Source organism: Agromyces sp. PvR057, from assembly GCF_040547485.1.
Lineage (GTDB): Bacteria > Actinomycetota > Actinomycetes > Actinomycetales > Microbacteriaceae > Agromyces.
Map to the genome: position 1 here is coordinate 133,616 of NZ_JBEPPT010000006.1, position 26,469 is coordinate 160,084.

General features: G+C 72.0%; 22 protein-coding genes. 4 read left to right on the forward strand and 18 right to left on the reverse strand.

The window, feature by feature from the left end:
* The first annotated feature begins 249 nt into the window (after positions 1 to 249).
* Positions 250 to 906, forward strand: a complete 657-nt coding sequence (locus ABIC29_RS18080) for a metal-dependent transcriptional regulator (protein WP_116086086.1) — start codon at positions 250 to 252, stop codon at positions 904 to 906.
* Between the two features lie 389 nt (positions 907 to 1,295).
* Here the strand turns inward: ABIC29_RS18080 and ABIC29_RS18085 are convergent, their stop codons facing one another.
* Positions 1,296 to 1,691, reverse strand: a complete 396-nt coding sequence (locus ABIC29_RS18085; protein WP_116086081.1) for a VOC family protein — start codon at positions 1,689 to 1,691, stop codon at positions 1,296 to 1,298.
* 123 nt (positions 1,692 to 1,814) lie between these two features.
* On the opposite strand from ABIC29_RS18085, the gene ABIC29_RS18090 reads away from it, so the two are divergent.
* Entirely contained in the window at positions 1,815 to 2,081 is a 267-nt protein-coding gene (locus ABIC29_RS18090; RefSeq protein ID WP_116086078.1) for a hypothetical protein, read from the forward strand.
* 44 nt (positions 2,082 to 2,125) lie between these two features.
* Here ABIC29_RS18090 and ABIC29_RS18095 read toward each other — a convergent pair whose 3' ends face one another.
* Complete coding sequence (locus ABIC29_RS18095; protein ID WP_354247720.1) at positions 2,126 to 2,395, reverse strand: hypothetical protein; 270 nt, start codon at positions 2,393 to 2,395, stop codon at positions 2,126 to 2,128.
* 202 nt (positions 2,396 to 2,597) lie between these two features.
* On the opposite strand from ABIC29_RS18095, the gene ABIC29_RS18100 reads away from it, so the two are divergent.
* Complete coding sequence (locus tag ABIC29_RS18100) at positions 2,598 to 4,274, forward strand: FAD-dependent oxidoreductase (RefSeq protein ID WP_354247723.1); 1,677 nt, start codon at positions 2,598 to 2,600, stop codon at positions 4,272 to 4,274.
* The gene (locus tag ABIC29_RS18105) at positions 4,271 to 4,603 is read left to right on the forward strand and encodes a UBP-type zinc finger domain-containing protein (RefSeq protein WP_354247725.1); all 333 of its coding nucleotides are present in this window, start codon (positions 4,271 to 4,273) and stop codon (positions 4,601 to 4,603) included. Before ABIC29_RS18100 ends, ABIC29_RS18105 begins: the two co-directional genes overlap by 4 nt.
* A gap of 64 nt (positions 4,604 to 4,667) precedes the next feature.
* Here the strand turns inward: ABIC29_RS18105 and ABIC29_RS18110 are convergent, their stop codons facing one another.
* The 16 genes from ABIC29_RS18110 to ABIC29_RS18185 form a co-directional block, all read right to left on the reverse strand.
* Positions 4,668 to 6,560, reverse strand: coding sequence for a vWA domain-containing protein (locus tag ABIC29_RS18110; RefSeq protein WP_354247728.1), 1,893 nt, complete (start codon positions 6,558 to 6,560; stop codon positions 4,668 to 4,670).
* A 13-nt stretch (positions 6,561 to 6,573) separates the two neighbouring features.
* Entirely contained in the window at positions 6,574 to 7,602 is a 1,029-nt protein-coding gene (locus ABIC29_RS18115) for a DUF4190 domain-containing protein (protein ID WP_354247731.1), read from the reverse strand.
* Positions 7,599 to 8,171: a variant leucine-rich repeat-containing protein gene (locus ABIC29_RS18120; RefSeq protein ID WP_354247734.1), complete on the reverse strand. Its 573-nt coding sequence runs from the start codon at positions 8,169 to 8,171 to the stop codon at positions 7,599 to 7,601. The genes ABIC29_RS18115 and ABIC29_RS18120 overlap by 4 nt, the downstream gene beginning before the upstream one ends.
* Positions 8,171 to 9,607, reverse strand: coding sequence for a variant leucine-rich repeat-containing protein (locus ABIC29_RS18125; RefSeq protein WP_354247737.1), 1,437 nt, complete (start codon positions 9,605 to 9,607; stop codon positions 8,171 to 8,173). Before ABIC29_RS18125 ends, ABIC29_RS18120 begins: the two co-directional genes overlap by 1 nt.
* Before the next feature lie 8 nt (positions 9,608 to 9,615).
* Positions 9,616 to 10,851, reverse strand: a complete 1,236-nt coding sequence (locus ABIC29_RS18130) for an FHA domain-containing protein (RefSeq protein WP_354247740.1) — start codon at positions 10,849 to 10,851, stop codon at positions 9,616 to 9,618.
* A gap of 2 nt (positions 10,852 to 10,853) precedes the next feature.
* Positions 10,854 to 11,438 carry a hypothetical protein gene (locus ABIC29_RS18135; RefSeq protein WP_354247743.1) on the reverse strand — a complete coding sequence of 195 codons (585 nt, stop codon included), beginning with the start codon at positions 11,436 to 11,438 and terminating at the stop codon, positions 10,854 to 10,856.
* Between the two features lie 30 nt (positions 11,439 to 11,468).
* Positions 11,469 to 12,272 (reverse strand): WXG100 family type VII secretion target, encoded by an 804-nt coding sequence (locus tag ABIC29_RS18140; RefSeq protein WP_354247745.1) that lies wholly within the window; start codon positions 12,270 to 12,272, stop codon positions 11,469 to 11,471.
* Between the two features lie 87 nt (positions 12,273 to 12,359).
* Complete coding sequence (locus tag ABIC29_RS18145) at positions 12,360 to 12,626, reverse strand: WXG100 family type VII secretion target (RefSeq protein ID WP_354247748.1); 267 nt, start codon at positions 12,624 to 12,626, stop codon at positions 12,360 to 12,362.
* A 147-nt stretch (positions 12,627 to 12,773) separates the two neighbouring features.
* Positions 12,774 to 17,252, reverse strand: coding sequence for a type VII secretion EssC family protein (locus tag ABIC29_RS18150; RefSeq protein WP_354247751.1), 4,479 nt, complete (start codon positions 17,250 to 17,252; stop codon positions 12,774 to 12,776).
* The gene (locus ABIC29_RS18155) at positions 17,249 to 18,007 is read right to left on the reverse strand and encodes an FHA domain-containing protein (protein ID WP_354247754.1); all 759 of its coding nucleotides are present in this window, start codon (positions 18,005 to 18,007) and stop codon (positions 17,249 to 17,251) included. Before ABIC29_RS18155 ends, ABIC29_RS18150 begins: the two co-directional genes overlap by 4 nt.
* Positions 18,004 to 19,650 carry a serine/threonine-protein kinase gene (locus ABIC29_RS18160; protein WP_354247757.1) on the reverse strand — a complete coding sequence of 549 codons (1,647 nt, stop codon included), beginning with the start codon at positions 19,648 to 19,650 and terminating at the stop codon, positions 18,004 to 18,006. The genes ABIC29_RS18155 and ABIC29_RS18160 overlap by 4 nt, the downstream gene beginning before the upstream one ends.
* Positions 19,647 to 21,005 (reverse strand): FHA domain-containing protein, encoded by a 1,359-nt coding sequence (locus ABIC29_RS18165; protein ID WP_354247759.1) that lies wholly within the window; start codon positions 21,003 to 21,005, stop codon positions 19,647 to 19,649. The genes ABIC29_RS18160 and ABIC29_RS18165 overlap by 4 nt, the downstream gene beginning before the upstream one ends.
* Before the next feature lies 1 nt (position 21,006).
* Complete coding sequence (locus ABIC29_RS18170; protein ID WP_116086044.1) at positions 21,007 to 21,828, reverse strand: PP2C family protein-serine/threonine phosphatase; 822 nt, start codon at positions 21,826 to 21,828, stop codon at positions 21,007 to 21,009.
* Positions 21,821 to 24,199: a transglutaminase TgpA family protein gene (locus tag ABIC29_RS18175; RefSeq protein ID WP_354247761.1), complete on the reverse strand. Its 2,379-nt coding sequence runs from the start codon at positions 24,197 to 24,199 to the stop codon at positions 21,821 to 21,823. The genes ABIC29_RS18170 and ABIC29_RS18175 overlap by 8 nt, the downstream gene beginning before the upstream one ends.
* Positions 24,196 to 25,497 (reverse strand): DUF58 domain-containing protein, encoded by a 1,302-nt coding sequence (locus tag ABIC29_RS18180; protein WP_116086039.1) that lies wholly within the window; start codon positions 25,495 to 25,497, stop codon positions 24,196 to 24,198. Before ABIC29_RS18180 ends, ABIC29_RS18175 begins: the two co-directional genes overlap by 4 nt.
* A complete protein-coding gene (locus ABIC29_RS18185) occupies positions 25,494 to 26,468 on the reverse strand; it encodes an AAA family ATPase (RefSeq protein WP_116086037.1) in 975 nt (324 codons plus the stop codon). The genes ABIC29_RS18180 and ABIC29_RS18185 overlap by 4 nt, the downstream gene beginning before the upstream one ends.
* Position 26,469 lies beyond the last annotated feature (1 nt).

Consider the following 26,469-nt stretch of genomic DNA (forward strand, 5'->3'; position numbering starts at 1 on the left):
AACCTATCCCCCGTTCGAGGGGCGGTCAAGGTTTCGGCGAACATGTGACACGATTCAGTCGCGTCGTAGGCACGGCGCATCCGACACTCGGAATTCAGGCGTCCACCCCCGGATCAGGACCCGATCCCCGGAACCGTCCTGATTCCGCGCCGTCCGCCTGACCCGGCGCCGACCGCCCGATCTCGGAATGACGGCGCCCCGCCCATGCCCGCCCGAGGCCATCGACGCCGCCCCGATATCCTGAGGTCGATGCCACCCACCACGAGCCCCGCGATCGAGGACTACCTCAAGACGGTGTACGCCCACACCGAGTGGCAGGCCGACCCGATCACGCCGAAGGCGCTGGCCGACAAGCTCGGGGTCGCCCCGTCATCCGTCACCGAGATGGTCAAGAAGATGGCCGCGCAGGGGCTCGTCGCGCACGTGCCGTACGGCCCGCTCCGACTCACGGATGCCGGGCGCGAGCGCGCGCTCGCGGTCGTGCGCCGGCACCGGCTCATCGAGACCTGGCTGGTCGCCGAGATGGGCTACGCGTGGGACGAGGTGCACGACGAGGCCGAGGTGCTCGAGCATTCGCTGAGCGACCGGCTGCTCGAGGCGATCGACGTCCGGCTCGGCCGCCCGACGCGCGATCCGCACGGCGACGCGATCCCGACGGCGTCGGGCGACGTCGCGAGCGAACCCTTCGTGCTGCTCTCCGAGGCGCCGACCGAGCACGTGGGCCGCGTCATCCGGATCAGCGACCGCGACCCCGAGGTGCTGCGCGAACTCGAGGGCCGCGGCATCCGCCCCGGTGTCGAGATCGAGGTGACGGATGCCGCGGGCGAACTCGTGACCCTGCAGGCCGCGGGCGAAGCGGGCGAACTGACGCGCGCGGTGGCCTCGGCGATCTGGGTCACCGCCTGAGCCGCGGCCCTGGCCCGGTGCCGGTCGTCGTCGGTCGTCACACGGACGGGTCCCAGGCGGCGAGCTGATCGAAGATGCGACGGTCGCCTCCGAACTCGAGCGATTCCAGCGGTCTGCGGCCGTAGAAGAACAGGACCAGGTCGCTGGCCGTGCCCCGAGCGAAGACGTCGGGCGAGTCGTCGCCTCGCCGTCAGCGGGCTCGAGGCGTGCGATCCGTGCGCCGTCGTGGGACAGCCGGAGGCGCCAGGAACGGCCCTCGGCGGCGTGGTACTCGACGACGGCGGGATCGTGCGGCCAGGCGCTCCGATGACCACGCACCGATGTTCGCGGATGATGCGGCGGACGGAGGCCCGCGATCCTCGAGCCGGGGATTCGAGGGACCTCCGACGCTATCCGGGGACCGGCTGTTCGGATGCCCGTCGGGAGAGGAACTCCAGACGGTTGCCGTTGTTGTCGGCCGTGTAGAAGCGGCGCATCCCCGGAAACTCGCCATCCCAGACGACGTCGCATCCGTGTGACGCGAGTCGCTCGGCGAGCGCATCGAGGTCGGTGACGATGATTCCGGGATGAGCCTTGCGCTGCGGAGCGAAGGGTTCTTCCACCCCGATGTGGAGTTCGAGCGAGTCCGCTCCCACCCAGATCCCTCCTCGGGCTGCGAGGGCGGCGGGCTTGGGTATCTCGGTGAGGCCGAGGACATCGACGTAGAAGCGGCGGCAGTCCTCCTCGCCGTTGCGCGGCATCGCGAGTTGCACGTGATGAAGGCCGAATCCGTACGGTGCTTGCATGAGAGCGCCTCGCTGCCTTCGATGTCGTCGTCCTCCTCGCGGTCGTGACCCACGTTAGGGGAGGCGTCGACGACGCAGGCGCAGAGCCCGACCCTCCCCGGGTCGAGGGCTACTGTTTCAAGCATGTCGAAGCCGAGTGTCGCCCCCCGCCCCTCGAAGGCGCCGACGTACCTCACCGCGATCGGGCTGACGCTGACGGCGTTCGGGCTCGTCATCGCGGCGGTGATGCTGATCGGTGCGCTGCCGGGCGGGCTGACCGCTTCGGAGGCGGCCCTGCCGGTGACCGTGGCCCTGATCTGGATCCTGTTCGGCGGTTGCGCGATCCTCGTCGGCTCCGCTCTCAGGCGGCGTGCGCGCACGCAAGCGGCACCGGACGAACACGCGGAATAGCATCGCGGACCCGGTCGCCCGGAGTGGCTCACCGGCCGGTCGACCTACCAGACGGTGCCGCCGCCGACCGAGATGCCGCCCCACGTGAGCGCGATGAAGATCGCAGCGAACACGACGGGGGCGATGCCCTTGCCATTGCGCGCGAGCCCCTTGAGGAGGGCGATCACGGCGAGGATCGCGGCGATGATCGAGAGCGCGCCACCGAGGGCCAGCCCGATGAACAGCGGGATGGGCATGAGCACGAGGCCGGCCAGCGCGAACCAGAACGCGGCCCAGGCAGTCGGGTTGGAACGACGTTCGACGGAGGAGGACATGCTTCATTATCTCGCGTCCGGGGCCCAGCGTCCGCAGGCCGGCACGTCGAGGAGCGATCCAGTTGCGACGCGCACCCCACGGCGGGGCTCGGCGTGCCGAAGGGCTGCGTCGTCACCCCGGCGGCCGCCCGCGGCATCCGCTCGACCGCACCGACCGAAACCCGCCCTCCCGCGATTCGCGATCGTCATGCACGATTGAGGCATGGGAGCCGCAGGAACGCGCAAGACCCCCGAACCGACCGACGAGCAGTGGCGACGGATGCTGCGCTACGGCGCGCCCGTCGACACGACGCCCGGCGACGTGCTCTTCGCTGCGGGCGACCGCTGGTACGACCTGGTGCTCGTCGAATCGGGCACCGTCGACATCGTGCGCGAGCCGCTCAAGTGGATCGAGGAGACGCGCATCGCCACGCTCGGCCCCAGGTCGTTCGCCGGCGAGCTCGGCCTGCTCAACGGGCAGCGCGCGTTCCTCACCGCACGCGTTGCCGAGCCGGGTACGGTGCACCGCATCGACCACGAGTCGCTGCAGCGCATGATGGCCGAAGACGACGAGCTCTGCGACCTCATGCTGCGCACGCTCTGGGCCAGGCGCGAGCAGTTGCGCCGCGGACCCGCCGCGTGGACGCTCAAGATCATCGGCTCGGGGCGCTCGCGCGACGCGGTCGCGCTGCGGCGGTACGCCGAGCGGCTCGACCTCGTGCACACGTGGGCCGACATCGACGACCCCGAGGTCGCGACGGCCTATGCCGACCACGGCTTCTCGATCGACGACCTGCCCGTCGCGATCGTGCAGGGCGAGAACCTGCCGAACGCGACACCGGGGCAGCTCGCCGAGGTGCTCGGCCTCGCCTACGCCGCCGAGGACGACGCGACCGTCGACCTCGCGGTCGTCGGCGCCGGGCCGGCCGGGCTCGCAGCCGCGATCTACGGCGCCTCCGAGGGGCTTCAGACCGTGCTGCTCGATGCGGTCGCGCCCGGCGGCCAGTCGTCGGCGACCTCGCGCATCGAGAACTACCTCGGCTTCCCGTTCGGCGTGAGCGGCGACGACCTCACCGCGCAGGCCTCGCTGCAGGCGATCAAGTTCGGCGTCCACGTCATCGCGCCGTGCGAGGCCGTGCGCCTCGACCCCGGTGCGGGACTGCTCGACCTCACCCTGGCCGACGGGGCGGTCGTGCGGGCGCGAGCCGTCGTCGTGACCACCGGCGTCGCCTACCGATCGCTCGACCTCGACCGGTGGAAGGAGTTCGAGGGGGCCGGCATCCACTACGCGGCCTCGACGCTCGAGCTGCGCCAGGTCGCGGGCGGCGAGGTCGTGGTCGTGGGCGGCGCGAACTCGGCGGGCCAGGCGGCGCTCGCCCTCGCTGCGAGCGGATGCCGCGTGCACCTCGTGGTGCGCGCCGACGACCTCGGACGGCAGATGTCGAGCTACCTCGTCGACCGCATCACCGAAGACGTGCGCATCGACGTGCACACCGGAACGCAGGTCACCGGGCTGGACGGCGGCGACGGCCTCGAGCGGGTCACGCTGTCGGGCGGCGGCGCGTCCGGCAACGCGTCCGGCAGCGTCGGCGAGCGGACCATCGACTGCCGCGGCCTGTTCTGCTTCATCGGCGCCGAGCCCGCGACCGACTGGCTCGGCGGGGTCGAGCGCGACGACGACGGATTCCTGCACACGGGCGCCGACGTCGTGGGTCTCGGCGAGGCCTGGCGCGACCTCGGCCGCATGCCCCTCCCCTTCGAGACCTCGGTGCCACGCGTCTTCGCGGCCGGCGACGTGCGGCGGGGCTCCATGAAACGCGTGGCCGCGGCGGTCGGCGAGGGCTCCAGCGCCGTCGCCTCGGTGCACCGGGCGCTCGCGGCGGCGGAGGTGTTCGCATGAGCGAGTTCGCCCCGGCCCCCTCCGGCACCGGATGCGGCGACTGCGACCAGGGCGGCGGATGGTGGTTCCACCTGCGCCGCTGCGTCGACTGCGGCAACGTCGGATGCTGCGACTCCTCGATCGCGCAGCACGCCCGCCGGCACTCCGAGGCGACCGGGCACCGCGTCGCGACCTCGTTCGAGCCCGGCGAGCACTGGTTCTGGGACTACGTCGACGAGACGTCGGCCGCGGCGGTCCCGCTCAGTCCGCCGTTCTCCCGCCCCGATGGCCAGCCGGCGCCCGGCCCCGAAGGACGCGTGCCGGCCGACTGGCGCGAGCTGCTGCACTGAGCCTGCTGCCCGCGACGGTGACGGATGCCTCTTGCGGCCGCCCGCGGCATCCGCCCGCCTCGACTCAGGCGCACGGCTCGTACCACGGCTGATCCGTGCCGACGTAGATGCCGACCACCCGGCCCTGCGACTCCACGGGCCCCTGTTCGTTGCCGATCTCGAAGAGCATCGTGCCGCCCTCGGCGTCGTGGGCCGCATAGGTCGCCTGACCGTACTTCCCGGTTCCGACCGTCGCCTTCGGATACGCTGCGCCCACCTGGGCCTCGGTCGACGAGAGGCCGATGCCGCGGGCCGTGCGCATCGGAGCGTCGGCGACAACGCCGAAGACCGCGATCGAAGCGCCCGGGTTGAAGCCGTTCGAGGCGTCGGTCTCGGTGAAGACCTGCAGGCGTCCGTCGCTTCCGAAGACGGACCACACCGGGCAGTAGGCGTTGCCGCCCCAGTCCTCATTGCGGCCGAACACCGCCGTCTGCTCGCGGGTCATGCCGAGCTCGATCGGACCCACCCCGTCGAAGCCGATCACCCAGTTCACGGTCGAGGTGTCGGGTTCGGCGGCATTCGGCCCGCACAGGCAGAGCACGATCCACCGGATCGTTCCGGAATCGGAGTACACCCGGTATCCGGTGCGGCTTCCCGGAGCCGTCGCGTAGTCGGCGTACGAGCCGTCGACATCGTCGCCCGTCGCGATCGGCGCGCCGTACATCTGGTCGGCGGTGCCGACCGGCAGACCGGGGCCGATGGCGTCGACCGTGGCGGTCGCACGCTGCTTCGGGCGGATCTCGACGAGCACGCCGCCACGGAACCGCAGCTCGGCCGCATCGCAGTCGACGAAGAGGATCCCGAGCCTGGTGCGCCCTCGCTCGAACCCGGGCAGCATGGCCTCGGCCTGCTCGAGGCTCATGCCGATGCGCGCGCCGTCGAGCGCGGTCGGCGTCAGGTGCGCGCTCGCGGCACCGGGGTCGACGACCACGCGGAGCTTCGCCGCGAGCTGCGCCGCGTTCGTCGCGGAGAAGAACTCGCCACCACCCGCGGTCGCAACGCATTCGAGGGCGGCCGTCGCCTCCTCGTCCGCGTCGACGTGGAATCCGATCGCGTGGATCGTGAGCTCGGGATTCGCCGCACGCAGTTCGGTCGCGACATCGCACGACGGCGGTGGGGCGCAGGTGTCCACCCCGTCCGAGACGACGACCACGACGCCGGGGCCGTCCACCGGCAACTGGGCGGCCGCATGCCGCAGCGCGGGTCCGATCGGCGTGAACCCCGACTCCGTGATACCCGCGACGGCCTGCGTCATGGCGGTGCGGTCGAGCTCGGCCACCGGAAGCACGGTCTTGACGTCGAGACATCCGGCCGCTCGCTCCGAATCACCGTTGCCCGTGCCGGTGCCGAACACCGTGAGACCGATGTCGATGCCGTCGGGCAGGCCCTCGACGAACGTCGTGACGGCGAGGCGAGCCGCCTCCATCCTGGTTCCGCCCTCGGGTGCGTCGCGCACCATCGAACCCGATGCGTCGAGGATCACGACGGCGGGCACGGGTTCGGGAACCGGCGCGACGATCGGCTCGGCCGATGCTCCGTCATCGGATGCCTCGGGCGAGTCCGTCACCGCGATCCCGCTCGCGTTCGCGTCGCTCGCGCCGCCCGACGACGACCCGCCCCCGAAGGCGCCGAGCACGGCTGCCGTCGCCACGCCGCCGCCCACGAGGAGGAGCGCAAGGCTCCCGGCGAGCGCGACGACGAGACCCCGTCGGCGCGGCGGGGTCCGCGCTGGGGTGGCGGGGGCCGGAGCCGGATTCGCGGCGATCCACTCGCGCAGCCCGTCGTACGCGGCAGGGTTCGCGGCGATCGCCGCTCGGAGCCCGGGGTGCGTGTACGCCAGGGAGGCGAGCTCGGCCGGATCGGATGCCGCGGCGACGAGGGGTGCGGCGGGATCGATCGGCTCGGTCGGCTCGGTCATCGCGTGCTCCTCCTCAGTATCCGACGCCGCCGTAGGAGGCCGCCGCGAGCAGGCTCGAGAACGAGGTGACGACGAGGATGAGCGCGGCGGCGATGCCGAGGTAGCCGAGCACCAGCGCGGCGACCGCGAGCCCTCGGCCACCCTCTCCGGTGCGGGTGATGCGGGTCAGGGCCACATGCCCGAGCACGACCGCGGGGATTCCGAAGAAGAACGCACAGATGAACGCCGCGATCGCGAGCGGGTTCGTCGCCCCGGCCGACGCCGACGCCCCGGCCGGACTCGGCCCTGAGGCCCTCCACCGCCGCCGCACCGAGCCGTTGCTCCAGACCCGGGCCAACACGACCGAGAGCACGACGAGACCGAGACCGAGCAGGAGTCCGAGCAGCGTGACGTCGACGCCGAAGCCCCCGACCACCGTGAAGGCGATGGCGGCCCACCCCGCGCCGCGGATCGGCCGGCTGATGGCCCAGGCGCAGAAGAGCAGCACCGCGCCGCTGAGCGCCAGGTATCTGCCGAAGTATCCGCCACCGAACACGATCACGGCCAGCACGGATGCGAGCGCGACGAGCAGGATGACCGCGGAACCGACGCGGCGCGCCGTCGTCGATGCACTTGCGATCGCCCCCGCCGTCGCGAAGCCGAACGATGCGGCTGCGAGCCAACCCTGCGTCGCCAGGATGGTGGACCAGTTCTGGTACATGAGGGCGAGCGGAACGGCGACGCTCGCCATCCAGCAGGCCAGCGCGATCGCCCAGAGCACCGCACCTGCGGCGCGGCCCCGGTAGGGCACCTCGCTGCGACCGGCGGCCGCGACCGCCGGCGGTGCCGGTGCGACCGATGGCGACTCCAGGACGGACGCGGTGACGGGGTTGACGACCGAACGGGTCGTGCGCAGCCACTCGTTCAGTCCGTCGTAGGAGTTCGGGTGACGCTCGATCACGACACCGAACTCGGGATACGCATGCGCGACCTCGGCGAGCGTTCCGGCATCCGTGATCGGATCGTTGACGGCGGCCCAGGCTGCGTCGCGGTGCAAGGTCACGAGGTGCTCCTTCGGGCGATGATCTCGGTGATCTCGGGGCCGCCGTGCTGGGCGAGCCACGAGAGCAGGCCAGCGTAGGCGGCGGGGTTCGCGGCGATGTCGGGCCACAGCGCGCTCGACGAATGCGCGAGCCGCGCGAGCTCTTCTGGCGTGGTGTCCGCGCTGCGGGCAGCGACGAGGTCCGGGTGGACGGCGGGCGTCGCCGCGGGCAGTGCGTACGAGTGACCGTCGAACGCCAACGCCACCGCCGAGTCGGCCTCCACCGCGGATGGCGCGTGCGACGTCGTGTGCCCCAGTTCGCCGTGCCCGACCCCCGGCTGGTCGCGACGAACGGCCTGGGAGATCACCGCCCCCACGAGCAGTGCCGCGATGAACGGCATCACCACCACGAGCCCGGGGTACGAGAACGAGGTCAGCGACCCGAGCACGAACGACAGCAGGATCAGCCCGCCGCCGACCGCGCCGCCGATGACGCGGTGCTTCGACGAGATGCCATGCACGGGCACCACCGCGACGATCAGGCTGATCATGCCCGTGATCAGGATGCACGTGTCGTAGATGCTCCACATCACCAACTCCGTCCGATCTGGAACGAGGTGTCGCCGGTCGCGTCGAGCAGGGCGGCCGGCCGCAGCGTGAAGTGGATCGCGTCGAGCTTCGGGTTCCCCTCGGGGAAGTTCGGACTGAACACCGTGTCGAGGCCGATCACGATCGGAACCGGTCCCCACCGGTCGCTCGTGCTCATGTCTGCCCGGATGAGCGGATTCAGCCCGCTGACTGCGTCGGTGCTCGCTCCGCTCGTGTACTGTCGCGCCTGCATCGTCGCGCCGAGCCCCTCGAAGCTCGGGTCGTGCCAGTCCGTGAAGAACCCGTCGAACTCGATGAGCGGCGTGAGGTAGACCCAGGCGTTGCCGTTCGCGAAGTTCTCGGCCGGGAAGTCGGGGGTCGTGTTCTCGATGCTCACCGTGCCGAAGGCGAACGCGCCATCGGCAGCCGTGAACCCGTCGGTTCCGGCGAGCAGGGGCATCGTGCCCAGTCCACCGACCGACGCCCACGCCTCGTCGAGCAGTGCGCTGTCGTCGCCGCGCACCCACGACCCGATGGCGAGCGTGATCCGCTCCGCGTTTCCATTCCCGTCCACCGCCTCGATCGAGTACGTCGCGTTGGCCGTCACCTGCTGCAGCACGCGGTCGTGCACGCTCGACCTGACGAGATCCATCGCCGCGACGAGCCCGGTCGCGCTCAGGTCCATGTCGGACCTGCGTCCGTCGAGCTCGGTGATCTGGCTGCGAAGGAGTTCGGCGCTCGCGCCGCGATCCGGGACGGTGGCATCCGCGAGGGCCGCCTGGTCGACGAGGGCGCGAAGGCCGGCGATCGTGTCGGGGTCCGCGACCTGGTCGGGAGGCGTCGACGCCAGCAGGCCCTCGGCCTCCTCGGCGGCCGCGGCGAGCGCGTCCGCACTCGACACGATCCACTCGGCACTCATGTCGAACTCCGCCTGGATCCGTTCGAGCTCAGCGGCCTTCACCGCGGCGGAGATGCCGATCACCGAGGCGACGACTCCGACCACGAGCAGCCCGGCCGCGGTCGCGAGCACGGCCCGCCGCCGCCACCAGGGACTCGGGCGGGTCGCGGGAGCATCATCGTCGCGTGCTTCACCGGGCCACGTGTAGCTCGGGTGATCGGCGTCGGATTCGGTTCCGGCGTGCGTCTCGGCTGCGGCGCCGACCCGGGCCTGCGCCTGCGCCTCGGCTTCCGCGGCGGGAGCTGCGGATGTCTCGAGCAGACCACGCGAGTCCGCGTCGCCGACCTCTTCTCGCACGTCGACGAACGCCGCTGCAGCTCCACGCGCCCATTCGCGCAACCCCTCGTAGGCATTCGGATGCTCGGCGATCGCCTCGGCGAACTCCGGATGGGCCGCCGCGATCGCGGCGAGTTCTGCCGCTTCGGTCGCGGGATCGTGCACGGCCCGCCACGAGGCATCCCGGTCAGTCGGAATCGTCATCTGCGCCCTCAGTCCTCGAATGACAGGGTGACGGTGTACTCGCCGAACGCGACCCGCCACCCCTCTGCGGCGGGCACCGGGGTGCCGGGCGGACAGGCGGTCGCCTCGCCGACCGAGTTCGTCACGGTCGTGCCGTTCGTCGAATTGAAGTCGGTGATCCACGGCAGGCCGCCGCGCACCTCGATGCCCGCGTGCGACTTGGACACCGACTTGAACCGGTCGACGAGGGGGACGGTCTTCGTCGACACCGGCATGTGCGACGGCACCGCCGGATTTCGGCCCACCACGATCGCCTCGCCCAACCCGACCTCGCCCGCCCCTTCGGGCAGCACGAGCTTCCACGGGCGGTTCGACACCGCCTGGGTGGCACGGGTCGCGTCGAGGTCCTCGTCGTCGAACTCGGACTCCGCCGGCACGACGGGTACGGCGGGCACGGCGGACGCAGGAACCGCCGCGGGCGGCACCGCGGCTGCCCGGCCCGGCACGCCGGTGACGAGGCCGCCGGGTGGGGGAGGTGGAGGCGGGAGCACCCGGCCCGCGGCTCCGCCGGCCGGCGGAGGGGGCGGAGGCGGCGGCGCGGCGAGCGAGACCGGCTGCACGGGCGGAGGGGGCGGCGGCGGAGTCGACATCGACGCGACCGGCCGCGCGGGCGGAGGAGACGGCGGAAGCGGGAGGCTCGACGCGACGGGCGGAGGCGGCGGAGGCGGCGGAGGCGGCAGTGTCGAGGCGACCGGTGCGGATGCGGGTGCCCCCGCGATACCGGCCAGCGTGCCGACGGATCCGGATCCGGATGCCGCAGCCGCGACATCCGGCCCCTGAACCCCTTCGCGCAAGGTGACGCGCGCCTCGGGGTCGGCCGCCCTGACCTGCGCGACCAGATTGCGGACGAACTGCATGTAGGTGCCGTGCGCGACCATCGACTTCGTGCTCACCGGGATGAACCCGCCGACGGTCGTCTGCGACGTCAGGTACCAGTCGATCGACGTCGACGCGTACCTGCGGCCGGAGCGCTCGACCAGCGACAGCGAGAACACCAGCATCTTCTTGAACGAGATCAGGTAGTCGTTGATGCGGAACTCGATCGCGCGATCGGTCGACTTCACCACCACGATGCGATGCTTGCCGAGCAGCATGTCACCCGTGCTCTCGAGGGCGGCGCGCTGCGCCATGTTGCCGAGCTGCTCGATCGTGAGCGACGTCTCGATGTCGGCGCCGGTCCAGGCGTACTTGTGCGGTCTTCCCATGGTCAGCTCACCAACAGATCGGTGCGGAACTCCGGAGCCGCATCACCGGATTCGAGGTCGAGTGCCCCGATCGGTCCGAGTCCGAACAACACGGAATCGCGCGTGGCGACAGCGAATCGCGTCGTCGTCTCGTCGACGGGTGCAACGACGACGATCGGCCGACGCTCCTCGGACCGACCTGCAGCGACGAACGCGACGACGAAGTCATCGATCTCGTCCTGCGTCGCACGAGTGAACTCGTTGACGCCATTTGCCGTCGTCACGACGAGCGTGCCCAGCTCCCCGTCGAGGAACGCGGCGAACGCGCCTCCGGCGAGCAGTCCGCGATCGGCGACCTCCCCCACATAGCCCATGCGATCGGGGCGACGACGAACGATCGCCGACAGTGCCTCGGCGAGCTGCGGCGCCAGCGTCGCGCCGTCCTGCATCAGCCCGCGCACCCCCAGGCTGCGTCGGCCGCGCGCCGCGGCTTTGATCATCTCGCCCGGATCTTCGACCGACACCGTCGGCAGCGGCGCGCGCCAGGCGCCGCCGAGGAGCGCGGCAGCGGCGACGACCTCATCGTCGGTGAGCAGGATCCTGTCCATCGTTCTTCCTCCCGGTGTTCCATCTCGCGGTCAGAGCAGCCAGCCGAGCGCTTTCGTCCCGACCGTCAGCACGGCCTTGCCCACTTCTTCGACGACCGCGCCGGGGTTCCGAGCGAGGTACGACACGTTGTCGTCCCAGGTGTCGGTCGAGAAGTCCGTCTTCATCGCCTCCTGCGCGGCGTACGACGTCGCCGAGACCGCGACCGAGCCGAGCACGGCGACCGGGTGCTTCGACTCCTTGAGTGCCGTCGCCGCCACATCGACGCCGTCGAAGAAGTCGAACGACCCCGTTCGAACCTCATTCGTCCAAGACACGACGTCCATGCCGAGACCCAATCCGGAGAGGCCGGGCACGTCGACGTCCAGCATTCCCGCGGATCCGGCGAGCGCAGTGAGCCCCTCCCAGATCGAGAGGTCGTCGAGGATCTTCGGGTCCTTGATCGCATCGATGAGGCCTTGCGCCGAGTCCGGCACGATGCCGATGAGATCCCCGATCCGCGAGCGCGCGACATCCGCACCGATCGGACCGGTGCCGACCGCGCCCCCACCTGTTGCCCCACCGCCGACCGCGCTCGCAGCCTCCTGCTCGTCGGCGTTCGACCGGAGCCGACGCCCCGCCTCACGGAGCGCGGCGGCGGCCGCGGCGACCTGCCGGCTGCGATCGTTGTCCCACTCCATCCGGAACTTGGTGGCGGCGGGACCGACCCACGCGTTCACCCGGATCTGCGAGGAGAGCATCCCCCTGCTCGAATCGAGTCGATCGGCTGCCTGATCGAACCTGGACGCGAGCGCCCGCAGGTTCGCGACATCCGCACCGTACATCGCCATGTTCACCACCCATTTCTCCGTGCTCTCAACGATTCGACCCTCGCCAGACCGGTACCGCGTGGCGGGCCGAGACGCTCGGCCCACCATCCACACTCACGAGTTGGAGGTCTGCTCCTGCGCCGACGCGTTCTGCGAGGCCTTCTGGGAGGCGTCGCGGAGGGCCTGCACGACCTGCTTCAGCGAGCTGGTGTGCTGCCCCGTCCACTCGTTGCGGAACTGGTTCGCGTCGGGCCCCTCCCACTGCGTGTTCGACAGGGCGGTGGTGAGGCTCGAGAGGATGCCCTCGATCTCACCCGCCTTGCCGTTGAGCTGCGAGCTCAACTGGCGGACCTGCTGGATGTCGAGACCCCAAACGGCCATGATGGTGCTCCTTCTTCTCTCGGCGATCCGCTCCTGCGAGGGGATCGGTTCCTTGCATCACGCTGATGCGATGAGGCAAAACTATTGACGGCTCGCGAGGCGGTCGATGGGTGATGACACCCATGCCCACGGATCGGTCGACGGGCGTCATGCGATGACCCCCACCGTCGACGGTTCGCCGATCTGCACCTTCGTTGCACGTCCGGCGACGATGACGAATCCGCGGCCAGGAGGAAAATCACTCCGGCGAAGGCGGCCCAGTGGCGTGCCGAGCAGCATGTCGCCGTCCATCTCCGACGGGGCGAGCAGGATGCCGCGGCGGCCTGCCTTGAAGGGCTGCGCCAGCGTGTAGGCCTGCGACCAGGTCGAGCTCTCGGCCTCGCCGACGACGAGCTGGTCGGCCCTGACCGTCGCCTTGATGAATCGGTCGAGCTCGTACTCGGCCGACCCGCCCGTGAAGTCGGTGACCGCCTCGACGAAGACGGCCAGTCTGCCGACCGAGGCCGCATCCGTCTCGAGTCGTGCGGCGTACTCTGCCGCGAGCTCGGCGACGGCTTCGGGGTCGCTCGCGATCCGGTCGAATCCGCCGGCACGGGTGAGCGCAGAGGCCCTCGGGGCGAGCAGCACGGTCGTGACCGGCCCGGTGCCCGATGCGGAACGACGGATGCCGGTGGCGAGCGTCGCGAGAGCGGTCGTGCGACCGCTCCCGGGCGGGCCGCTGAGCAGCAGGGCACCGCGCGGCTCGATCGCCGCGGCCTCGAGCGACAGGTCGTCGAGCCCGATCACCGGCCACCCCCGAGCGTCGAGCGGCAGCCCGTCGAGCGGCACGCGTTCGGGCAGGCGCCGCACCGCCGGCGGCGCGGCCACGCCCCCGCGGCGCATGCTGTCGCCGAGGCGCTCGAGCTCACGGCCCTGCGCGGCGAGGTTGGCTGCGTCGCCGAGCAGCGCGAGCTGCACCTCCTGCCCGTCGAGGATGCCGCGTCCGGGCGGAGATGCCGGGCTCAGCACGTCCTTCGGCACGCCGAGCAGCAGGTACTCCTCCTCGTTCGCGAGTCGGAGCACGATGCGCCGCTGCACGGTCGAGGCGATCGCCGTCGGAACCGCGTTGGCCCGGTCACCGGTCATGACCACGTGCACGCCGACGGCGCGGCCGTCGTTGGCGATCTGGGTGAACGCCTGGAACCAGGCGGAGGCCTGTCCCGCACCGTACTCGTACTGCTCGCGGAACGCCCCGATGCCGTCGATGAGCAGCAGCACCCGGGGTTCGTCCGGCCTGCCCGCGAGCGTCCGGTAGTCGCCGACGGTGGCGGCGTTCACGCGTGCATAGCGCGCCACCCGGTCGTCGACGAGGTCGCGCAGCATGCGCAGCAGCCGTGCCACCCGCTCCTCGTCATCGCCCGAGATCACCGCGCCGACGTGGGCGAGCTTCTCGAGCGGCTTCAGGCCGCCCGATCCGAAGTCGAGCGCGTAGACCTGCACGGGGCCGCCGCGGGTCGTCACGGCCGCCGAGGCGGCGATCGTGCGGAGCGCGGTGCTCTTGCCCGACCCGCCGGTGCCGAACACGACCATGTTCCCGTCGCGATCGGGTTCGTAGTACGCCGCAGGCTGGGACTGCGACTCGGGCTGGTCGATGACGCCGATGAGGAGTTGCTCGTCGGTGCGGCGGTTGGGCAGACGACGCAGGTCGTACACGGGTGCCAGCGAGTCGAGCCACGGCTTGCGCGGCTCCGGCACCCCGGCGTCGACGGCCGCCCGCTGCATGGTCGCGACGATGCGGGCGATGTCGTTCGGTCCCTGCGGTTCACGCTCGACGACCGCCGTCTGCGGCCGCTCCCAGGGCGTCGACGCGCTGAACCCGAGTTCGCGCACGTCGATCCGGGCCCGCGGGGGCACCTCGGTGGTCCACCCGCCGGCGTACGCGGTCTGGAAGGCACGGATGCGCCCCGGGCCCGTCTTCACCGCGCCACGACCGGGGACCCCCGGATCGAAGTGCGCGGCGAGCGGCTCGCCGAGGATGTCGACCGAATCCTCGGTGTCGGCCATGCGCAGTGCCACGCGCAGGTTGGTGTTCGCGCGCAGATTGTCCTTGATGACACCGGCCGGGCGTTGGGTCGCGAGGATGAGATGCAGGCCGAGCGACCGGCCTCGCTGCGCGACATCGACCACTCCGTCGACGAACTCCGGCACCTCCTGCACGAGCGCCGCGAACTCGTCGACCACGATGACCAGGCTGGGCGGGCATTCCGGGTCACCCGTACGTTCGAGCGAGATGAGGTCCTTCGCCTTCTTGCGCTGCAGCAGGTGCTCGCGATGCCTGAGCTCGGCGCGCAGCGACGTGAGCGCCCGGCGCACGAGGTGCGGCGACAGGTCGGTCACGAGGCCGACGGTGTGCGGCAGCTTCACGCAGTCGGCGAAGGCCGCGCCGCCCTTGTAGTCGACGAAGAGGAAGGTCAGCCGGTCGGGGCTGTTGGCCGCGGCCATGCCGAGCACCCAGGTCTGCAGGAACTCGGACTTCCCGGCACCCGTCGTGCCGCCGACGAGGGCGTGCGGGCCGTCGCGGCGGAGGTCGAGGTACAGCGCGTCGACCCCGCCCGATCCCACGATCGCGCGCAGCGTGCCGTCGTGGCGCCGCGGCCCGGCGGGCTCGCCGTCGCGTGGCGCCAACGAGCCGGACTCGCGCCAGCGGTCGATGACGCTCGACGCCTGGTCGAGCGATTCCCGACCGGCGAGGTCGGCATACGCGACGGCGCGTGGCAGGTCGGACTCGTCATTCTCGGGCGCGCCGACGTCGACGACGGCGGAGAGACCGCGGGCCAGCTGTTCGGCCCGATCGGCGGTGAGCAGGGACACCTCGATCGGCGTCGCCCGATCACCCTCGCGCACGAGTCCGGCGACCCCGTCGGGCGTCTCGTCGAGCTGCAGGAACGCCCTGCTCGCAGCCGGAAGCAGGTCGACGCGGGCGGCGCACCACACCACGTGCACCCCGGCATCCGCTCCGCGTTCGACGATCCGGGTGATCCTGGCCCGATCGACGGGCGCGTCGTTCTCGACCACGAGGAGCAGCGCGGGCAGCACCGGCGCCGGCAGCTCCTCACGGTGCTCGGGATCGATGGGGCCGCGGAATGACGGCGATCGCCCCTCGGCCCTGGCATCGATGAGGCCTTCGATCCCGGCCAGCAGCGCCGCCGCCGTCGCGGGATCCTCGGCCAGATGCGCACCGTCGAGCGGCGAGTGAGTCGATCCGGTGTGCGGCAGCCACTTGAGCCACGCCCAGTCCGCCCTCGTCGCCGGGGCCACGAGGGCGGCGACGGCGAGCTCGGTGGGCGAATGGCGCGCGGCGAGCTGGAAGACGAGCGATCGGGCCGCGTCGGCGGTGCGCGGCGCGGGCCCCGCGACGCCGAGCGCACCGGTGCGCCGAAGCTGCGCGACCACCGGCACACCTGTGATCGTCGCGTACTCGCGCCGCGCCGAGATGAGCTGCTCCCAGCACTCCGGCACGGTCTCGTTGGTCGAGGGCAGCTCGATGACGGTCCTCGACCGGTCGCTGCCGAGGCCGAGGTTCACGGCGAGGAACGAGGCGTGCTCGGGGCGTTCGGTCCACAGCAGGGGGCCGAGCACTTCGACGGCCCGCTCGAGCGACACGGTCGCCGGAGTCTCCTCCCGGCGAACGCGGCGCTCGCGCTCGTGCGCGTCGCGCGCCTGCTCGTCGAGGCGCAGCATCGACTCGTCGAACACGCGGCGCTGCTCCTTCAACTGCCGGCGACCGCCCATCAGTTGGTCGAAGTAGGCGCCCACGAGCAGGATCGGGCTGAGGCCCATCATGATCACGCCGAGCAACTGCTGCGTGATGGCCCAGATGACCGCGCCCATGATGAGCGGGGCCGCGAGGGCCAGCCACGGGAATCGCTGCGGCTGCGGCAACTTGGGCGGGGTCGGAGCGACGAGCGGCTCGAACCGAACCGCCGGGACCACGCGCGGCGACCGCACGTGCTCGACGACGCCGCTCGCGGAGAGGTGGGACTCCCGTGCCGCGGCGCGCAACGGCACCACGCAGAACACGGTGTCGCCGAGCGTCACGGCCACGTCGGTCTCGAGGTGCGCGCGGGTGACCTGTCCCCCGCCGATGATGACGCCGTTGGCGGAGTTGAGGTCGATGATCTCGATCGACTCGGCCACGTTGATGCGGGCGTGGCGTTTGGACACGAGGGGGTCGTCCAACCTCACGTCGACGTCTCGATCGCGCCCGACGGTGTTCGCGCCGCTGACGAGCGGGTACTCCCGGCCGGCGTCCGCACCGACGAGCACCCTGAGCAACGCGGCCGGGGCTCCGCGGTCGGCACCGGCGTCGACGAAGCGCTCGCCCTGCACCACGAGTTCGACGTGGGATCCCGAACGCAGCCCGGCCTCGGTGATGAGCGCGTTGCCCGGGAGCGAACGACCACCGCCGCCCTCGAGCACGCGGAGCCCGGCCATGCCCCCAGACGGCGTGGCGGAGCCGCCGACCGGGGTGCCCGGGTCGCCCTCGAGGAGGAGTGCGGCGATGTCCGCGACGGTGGCCGTGGCGTCGGCGGTCACGGCGACGTCGACCGGACCCGACGAACGGTGCAGCGTGAGCTTCAGCTTCATTGCATGGCCTCCGGGGGCTGCGGCTGGTCGAGGAGCGGCAGGTCGACCCGGGTGACGAGTCGCGCCGACACGGCGTACTCGACGAGTCGCGCCCGTCGGTTGGTCGCGTACGACCGGGAGTCGCCGCGGAGCCCCTGCACGCCGATGCGCTCGAACTTCTCGCAGACGTTGTCGAGCTTTCGCGAGAACCGCGTCGACGACCAACCGAGCCTGCGGGCGGCGGCGGCGTTCGTCGGGATCTCCCCCATGCCGCTGCCGTCGCGCTGGAGCATCGGCTCGGCGAGCGAGAGGATGAGCAGCTTCTGCGACACCGTGAGGGTGAGCTGCCCGACCGTCGTGACCCCGTCGGGGCTCGCGCTCGAGGTCTCGGCGAACGGCGGCGAGGCGGTGTGCACGTTGAGTTCGTAGGTCGTGGGGCCCGCCGTGAACACGACGCTCATGCGGCCGAACACGAGCGGGAGCCTCGCCCCGGGAGCGAGCCACGACTGCAGGCGTCCGGCGGCATCGCTGACGGTCACCGAGAGCCGGGAACCCACGTTGGCGAGCAGCCACAGGCCGTCGGACTCGCTGATCTTCAGCAGGTGCCGGTGCAGGAACGGGTTCTCGTCGATCACGAGGTCGGCGTCGCGCCCGATCGTCAGCGAGCCGCCCTCCGCGATCGGAAACCACTCGCCGCAGTACTCGACGGCGACGGCCGTCGGGCGGTCCGCCTCGTCGGCCTCGACCGCACTGTCGACGGCGTCCCCGACGCTCACGGCACGCACCCCTCGACGGGCTCGTCGGCGGTTCGTCCGCTCTCGCGGCGCAGCAGCACCTCGATGCAGGTCGTTCCAGCCTGGGTCGGCGTGCTCGCGGCGGTCTCCTCGGTCGACGCGTAGGCGGTGTCCTCGCCCGGCACCACGGCGCGCCAGAGGAACGTGTCGCCGGGCTGCGGGTCCGGGTTCGTCCAGGTGAAGGCGACCTCCGCGCCGGCGGCGGTGCCGACGAGCTCCGCGACCCCAGGCACGGCTTCGAGTTCGACGGCGTCGACGGGCGCGTCCGGCGCCTCGCTCGAGGGCTCCGCGCTCGTTCCCGCGGTGCCGCCGCTGAGCGTGAACGCGAGCACCGCGCCGCCGCCGAGCAGCACGGCTGCGGCGATCGCGATGAGCGCTCCGACACGCGAACGTCGACGCGAGGGCGGTGCGGATGCCGTGGCGGGCTGGAGCACGTCGACCGGCCGTTGCGCGGTGTCGGCCACGGGCGGTGCTGCGGGGGCCGAGAAGCCCGGTGCCGCGTGGCCACCACGGTGGATGGTGGCGTCGAGCTCGTCGGGCGCGTCGGGCGGCGCCGTCGGGCCACGGCGGATCGTGGCATCCGTCGCCTCCCCGGCCCTCGTACCCGACGGCGCCGCACCCGACGGCGCGGCGGCCGCAGCGGGTGTGGAGGGCGCGGATGCCGGCGGTGCGGCTCGCGGAGCCTGGGCCTCGATCGTCACCACGCTCGAGATGCGGGTGAGGCCGTCGTCCTCGTCGTCGTCGAGGAGCGCGTGCTCCTCGTCGTCGACGACGTCGAGCACGGTCGGCTGCATTCCGAGCTCTGCCTGCACACGCTGCAGCGAGCGCCCGAAGTCGAGCGCCGAGGCGTGACGGTCGCCCGGCGACTTCGACATCGCCTTGCGCAGCGCCGCCTCGAGCGCGGGGGAGACGTCGGCACGTCCGAGCGCGGGAACCGACATCGTCTGGATGCGGGACATGAGGTCGATCTGGCCGTTCGAAGCGCCGGGCAGCTGGAACGGACTGCGCCCGCTGAGCAAGGTGTAGAGCGTCGCCGCGAGCGAGTAGACGTCGCTCCGCGCGTCTCCGCGCGGTACGGCGGCGAACGCCTCTGGCGGCGACCAGGGCACTGACATGCCGGCCTGCTCCTCGGCGTCGACGGTCGAGGCGATGCCGAAGTCGGTGAGCGCAGGGCGGCCGTAGTCGGTGACGAGGATGTTGGCGGGCTTGATGTCGCGATGGAAGATCCCCGCTCGGTGCGCCGTCTCGACGGCGCCCGCGATCTGCACTCCGATGCGGAGCGTCTCGGCCTCCGAGAACCGCTCACGACGGTGTCTGGCCTGCAGGTTCGGCTTCGAGCAGTACTCCATGACGAGGTAGGGGCGCCCGTCGCGCGAGATGCTCGCCTCGTACACGGAGACGATCGCGGGATGTGTGGCGATCTGGGCCATCAGGTTGGCCTCGGCGTTGAAGCTCGCCATGGTGGCCTCGCCGAGCTTGTCGGCGAGCAGGACCTTCACCGCGACCCGGCGCCGCAGCAACTGCTGCTCGTAGAGGAAGACGTCGGCGAAGCCGCCGGAGCCGATGAGCTCGAGGAACGTGAAGCCCGGAAGCTCAGGCGGTGTCGACGGCGGACGGGGGCTCATGCGAGCCCCTCGAAGGAGAGCACGTTGCCGTCGCCGATGTCGATCCGGTCGCCCGCGACCAGCAACGTCACCTCGCCGGGATGCAGGCGCCTCGGCTCCTGCCCCTGGCGCTGCAGGCGGCTGCCGTTCGTGGTGTCGAGGTCGACGGCGAGCACGTGGCTCCCCTCGACCCTGATCTCGAGGTGGGCACGCGACACGTCCTGGTTCGGACTCGGTACGGCGACGAGGTGGGGCGCCTGCCCGCCGAGCACGCGATTGAGTCGGGGCCGGCGACCGATGACCGCACCTCGGTCGAGCGTGAAGCGTTCACCGGTCGAGAGCACGAGCGTCGAGGACGCCAGGGCGGATGCCGCGACGACCCCCGGTATCGGCTCCTCCTCGCCGTGCATCGCGCGGAGTTCCTCGGCCGAGATCGTCTCGCCGTCGTGATCGCCCTCGTCGACGTCGAACGTGCCGGGTGCGGTCGGCGCCGGGTCCGCCGTCGGTCGCTCCGCCGAGGCGAACGCCGGAAGCCCGGCGATGAGGTCCCCGGCGTCGGGGTCGGTGCGCACCGCGGCATCCTCGATCGTCGACATGCGCGTCTCACCGAAGAGCAGTTCGTCGTACTCGTCGTCACGGTTGGCCGGTTCGGCATCGATGGCCGGGGCAGACGCGCCCGCGGACGCGGCTTCGGACGCGGCGCCGGCCTCGGGCAGAAGCTCGTCGACCGTCGTCTCGCCGGTGCGCGTCTCGTCTGCGGCCAGGTCTGCGCGCAGGTCTGCGGCCTGGGCGACGGCGAGGTGGGCCACATCCTCGACGATCTCCTCCTCCGCTGGGAGCACGGGCGCCGCCACGGGGGCGAACGCACCGGCCGCAGCCTGCGCGGACTCGGACTCGGACTCGGACTCGGGCGCGGACTCGGGCGCGAGCCCGGTCGGCGCGTGGTGCCCCACCGTCACCGACACCCCGCCGGCGGGCGCGATGCCGTCGTGCAAGGGCAGCGTCGCGGCATCCGTCGGCGCACCGAGGCGAGCCGACGTCGCACCTGAGACGAGCTGCTCCGCCCAGCTGGCCGCCGAGCCCCCATCGATCTCGACCGGATCGGCCTCGGCACGGTCGACCCGGACGGTGAGCACGCCCCGGACCGCGACGCGGGCATGGTCGCCGTCCGCGAAGACGAGCGCGAAGTCGGGGAGGTCGGCGAGGCTTCCGCTGTGCGCTCCGAACAGCACCTCGACGACCCCGCCGAGCCCCCGGCCCCGGCGCATCGCGTCCGCGATCGACTCCAGCGTCGCCGGCGCGATGCCAGGGGCGAACAGCCCCGCCGCCCCGGGCACGACGACGGCGAACCGATCTCCGATCACATATCTGGCCATCTCAGATCCTCTCCCGCCCCAGCTCGGAGCGGGGCCTGGTGTCATCGTCGACGGCCTCCGAACCGGCCGGCGATGTTGGGTCGTCCTCGGTCGCCGTGACGTTCAGCGCGTCGATCACGACGACCGTGACGTTGTCTCGGCCACCGCCGGCGAGCGCCTCGGCGATGAGTCGGTCGGCGGCCGACTGCGGCGTCGCCTCCTCGGCGAGCACTCCGGCGATCCGCGTCACCGCCACCTCCTTGGTCAGCCCGTCGGAGCAGAGCAGGAGGCGGTCGCCGCGCGTGGCCGGCAGCATCCAGTAGTCGGGCTGGGCCAGTGAACCCGCCCCGACCGCCCGGGTCACGACGCTGCGTTCGGGATGCCGCTCGGCCTCGGACTCGGAGATCACTCCCGCCTCGATGAGCGGCTGCACCGCGGAGTGGTCGACGCTCACCTGCCGCAGTCGCCCCCCTGAGAGCAGGTACGTGCGGCTGTCGCCGATGTTGAGCACGATCCAGTACGCCTCGCCGTGATGCTCCGACACGGCGACGCCGGTGACCGTGGTCCCCGGTGCACGGCGTGCGGTGCGAATGGACCGCACCTCGTGCACGGCAACCGCGAACGCGGCCTCGAGTTCGTCGAGGTCGACCGACTCGCGGCCCGCGAGCCGCGCGAAGGCTCCGACGGCGGCGGCACTGGCGACGGCCCCGGCTTCGTGCCCTCCCATTCCGTCGGCGACGAGGAAGACCGGCGGCGAGGCGAGGTACGAATCCTCGTTCGCCTTGCGTTTCAGCCCCCGGTCGGAGGCAGCTCCCCATTCGAGTTGGATCACCGGTTCACCCACGCGGTTCCTGCCTTCCTGCGACGGTCGCCCCTGCGGGTCCGCGGGACTCCGGATGCCGCGTGCGGCCGTCTCCCGTCCGAGGTCGCCGCCCGAGGCGGGCGCCGAGGTCCCGCAGCACCGACCGCGGCCAGAGGAACCCGCGCACCCGGGCACGCCACCCGGCCGTGGCCGCGATCCCCCTGGTCGCCGTGCGCACGTCGGCCCAGTACCCGTCGACCTCGCCCGCGCTCGGGTCCGCGACGCCGAACACCGCACGGTCGGCGCGCGCGGCGAACGCCTCGTACGCCTGGCCCGGGAAGCGGGCGTCGAGCACGGCGACCTGCTCGCGACGGGTCGCTCCGGCGGGAAGCGGCCCGCCGTGGTCGAGCGCGGTGTCGTGGAGTTCGGCCCAGCCGCCGCTCATGCGGTCGACCGGACGGCGAGCGCCCGCACGACGCCTCCGACGCGACGCCCTGGCGATCGCCATGGCGATCGCGGGACCGAGCAGCAGGACGAGCGCGCCCAGCGCGATGCCGGTCCAGCGCAAGGTCGCCCAGAGCCAGCCGAGGTCGACCGGCTGCTCCTGATCGTGCGCCTCCTCGACCGGCGGGTCGGGTGGGAGCTCGACGGGCGCCTCCGGCGGGGGCGGCGGCTGGAGCACCTGCGCCTGGGGCTTCTGCTCCGGCTGCGGCACCTGCTGCTGCGGCACGCGATCCTTCGAGGGCGTCGGGTCGAAGGAGACCCAGCCCAGCCCCTCGAACGGCACCTCGACCCAGACGCTCGCGTCGGCGGCGGTGACCTCGATCGCAGCGCCCGTCGCGGCATCCGCCTCGGGCCTGAACCCCATGACCACGCGAGCCGGATACCCGAGCTGCGACACCATGAGGGCCATCGCGACCGAGTACTGCTCCTCGTCGCCGATCATCTGCTCGCCGTCGAGCAGGGCGGCGATGCGCTCGGACCGATGGCCCGAGCGAGAGGCCACCTGCCCCTCGAGCCCGTTGCTGTAGTAGCCCTCCTCGTGCAGCGCCGTCGCGATGGCGGTCAACTGCTCGAACGGCGTGCTCGCGCCCGCCGTCACGTCGGCGGTGAACGCACCGACGGCCTCGGGCACGAACTGCGGGTCGGCGACGGTGAGCGAGGCGACCGACGCGCCCGCGAGTCGGTCCTCGTCGGGCTGCGCCGGCACGATGGCGTCGACCGAGTACTCGGTTCCCTCGGCGAGGCCGCCCGTGAGCACCGCGGTGCCGGTCGACACGTTGTAGTGGAGCTGCTCGTTCGCCGCCCCGGCACCCGCCCCGGCGTGCAGGTCGATCGAGGTGGCGGCACCGACATCCGGAAGCCAGACCCCGCGAAGTTCCTGCACCCGCACCGAGAGGGTCGCCCGGTCACCCGTGACGTCGCTCGCGATCGCTCGGCCGACCCGTTCGAACGAGCCGCCGCCCGCCGATCCGTCGCCCGAGACGCGGTAGACGATGCCGTCGTACTGGTCGAGCGTCGCGAGCCGGATCCATGCGCCCGCGGGCAGCCCTTCGATCGTGAAGAGGTCGGAGTCCTCGCCGTCGGTCATGTACTTGCGATACGCGGTGAGCGGGCTCGCGAAGTCGTGCACCTCGAGCGGCGGCACGATCAGGTCGCGCAGCACGACCCGCTCGACCGGCGGCTGGACGAGGGCGGCCGCCGTCAGGCCGATCACGAGCGCGCCGGCGATCGATCCCGCGGCGAGCGCGGTCGTGCGGACCGGCACCCGGTCGGCGGAGGGCTCGGCGAGGTTCTCGCCGCCGCCGCGGCCGCGGCGTACCCACACCAGCCAGACCACCGCGAGTCCGGCGAACACGGCCCCGAGCGCCACCGGCTGCCACGCCTCGTACGTGCTGAAGGCGATCGAGAAGATCAGCAGGAGCGTCGGTGGCAGCACCGCCCATGCCGGTCGCCGCAGGCGCAGCGCGAGCGAGACGGCGAGCGCCGTCACCGCGAGCCCCGCGATGAACGGCGCGAGCAGCATCGCCTCGAACCCGACGACCGGGGTCGAGGCGGTGAGCAGCTGCTTCCAGACGAAGACCGACCCGAGTGCGAGCTCGCGCAGTGTGTCGAGCGAGGGCAGCACGCCGAGCACGGTCGTCGAGCGCAGCACGAGCGCCCCGCCGAACGCGAAGTAGGTGCCGACGGCGAGCGCGGCGACGACGAGCACGCCCCACCCTCGGAGCGCCGCGACGACGGCGATCCCGCCACCGAGGAGCACCCCGGCGAGCGCGACGATCCACAGCCCAGCCCCCGTGAACACGCCGTTCAGCGGCAGCATGGCGAGCAGGCAGAGCGCCATGATCCCGGCGGCCGGCATCAGGGTGTCCGCGAGCGCCCGGCCCGCGGGGCGTGTCGACGCGTCGGTCAAGATTCGGCCCTCGCAATCACCCGCGGCAGGTCGTCGAGCTCGGGAACGGTCAGCACCGCGAGGGCGCCGACGCTGCGCCGGCTCGGCTGTTCGGTCAGCGCCGCCCGCGCCGCGAAAGCCCTGGCCGAGGTCGGCAGCGCAGCCGAGACGGCGCGCATGTGCTCAGGGGCGACCCCGCTGCCGAACACGACGAAGACGACGGATGCCCCGGGCACCTCTCGTGCGACGGTGCGCGCGATCTCGGCTACCGGCGCACCCCGGTCGCTGCGCTCGACGCCCGAGAGCCCGTCGAGCAGGCGTCTGGGGTGCTCGGCCGGCATCGCGGTCGCGGCGCCGAGCACGGTGACCTGCTTGCCCTCGGCGAGAGCCTGCAGCCCGACCGAACCGGCGACCGACACGGCCAGCTCGAACTCCTCGTCGTCGAGGTAGTCGGACTCGCGGGTCGCGAGCACGACCGCCAGCTGCGAACGCCTGGTCTCCTCGAACTGGCGCACCATGAGCCGCTGGGTGCGTGCCGTGGACTTCCAGTGCACGTGCCGAAGGTCGTCGCCGGCGACGTACTCGCGCAGGGCGTGGAACGCGACGTCGTCGTTCGAGAGGTCGCGCGTCGGCAGCCCCTCGAGGTCGCGCAGGAACCCCGTCGAGGCGCTCTCGAGCCGCACGGTCCGCGGGTGCACGAAGAGCTCGGTCGCGACGCCGAGCCGCAGGCTGCGCTGCAGCAGCCGCAGGGGGTCCCGCCTGACCGAGCGAGCCGGCCCGAGCTGCAGCACCGCGCGCCGCTGCGTCGGGATGCGGAACACCTCCTCGCGCTCCTCGCCGGCGGCGAGGGTCGGCACCCGGAAGCTCGCCCGTCCGACACCGACGGGCAGTTCGAGGTCGGCCGCCGGGATCCGGCGGCGACCCGGGTTCGCGATCTCGAGCCGTCCGAACGCCGGATCCCCGACGACGACCCTCGCATCCGCGAGGTCGATCGAGACCCGATAGGCACTGCGCCCGACGATGAACCCCATCGCGACGAGCAGCAGCACGGCGACGACGACGGATGCCGCGATCAGCTCCCGCCATCCGAATGCGAACGCGAGGAGCGCCGCGCCAGCCCCTGCGACGACGAACGTCCACCCCAACGGGGTCGCGACCGATCCCCAGACGGCGAGGCGTCGGCCGATCGCCGTGAGGAACGCACCGATCGTGCGTACGATCCGCGACGACGCGACGGACGCGGCATCGGCCACGGCGCGCCCGGACTCGACGATCGCGGCTCTCGGGGCACCGGGCCGCCGCTCGGCGGCTGAGCTCATGCCGCCGTGCTCCGCGTCTGCGGGGCGGCGACCTCGGCGAGCACGCGCGCGATGATCTCGCCCGTGTCGACGCCCGCGAACTCGGCCTCGGGGTCGAGCACGATGCGGTGCTGCCAGACGGGCATCGCGAGCACCTTGATGTCGTCGGGCAGCACGTAGTTGCGCCCCTCGGCGGCCGCCCACACCTTCGCGGCCCGGATCATCGCGAGCGAGCCGCGCACCGAGACGCCGAGCTTGGTCTGGCGGTCCTGGCGGGTCGCCTCGGCGAGCTGCGCGGTGAACCGCAGCACCGCGGGTTCGACGTGCACGTCCGCGACGAGGTCGGCCATCTCGGCGATGGCCGCCATCGTCACGACGGGGGAGACGATCGACGAGCGGTCGCGCACCGAGGCGCCGGCGAGGATGGCCTCGGCCGCCTGGAGATCGGGGTAGCCGATGCTCGTCTTGATGAGGAACCGGTCGAGCTGGGCCTCCGGCAGCTTGTACGTGCCCGCCTGCTCGATCGGGTTCTGCGTGGCGATCACCATGAACGGGCGACCGACGTCGTGGCGGGTGCCGTCGACCGTGATGCGCCCCTCCTCCATGACCTCGAGCAGCGCCGACTGGGTCTTCGGGCTCGCGCGGTTGATCTCGTCGGCCAGCACGATCGACGCGAAGACCGGTCCGGGGTGGAACGTGAACCTGTGCGTGTCCTGGTCGTAGACCGTGATGCCCGTGACATCCGACGGCAGCAGGTCGGGCGTGAACTGGATGCGGTTGTTCGTGCCCTGCACGGTCGCCGCGAGCGACTTCGCGAGCTGCGTCTTGCCCGTGCCCGGCGCGTCCTCGAGCAGCACGTGCCCCTCGGCCAGCAGCGCGGTGAGCACGAGCCGGATCACGCCCGGCTTGCCGAGCACCGCCTGGCCGACGTTGTCGCTCAGGCGCTGGAACGTCTGCGCGAACCACGTGGTCTGGTCTTGGGTGATGGTCATG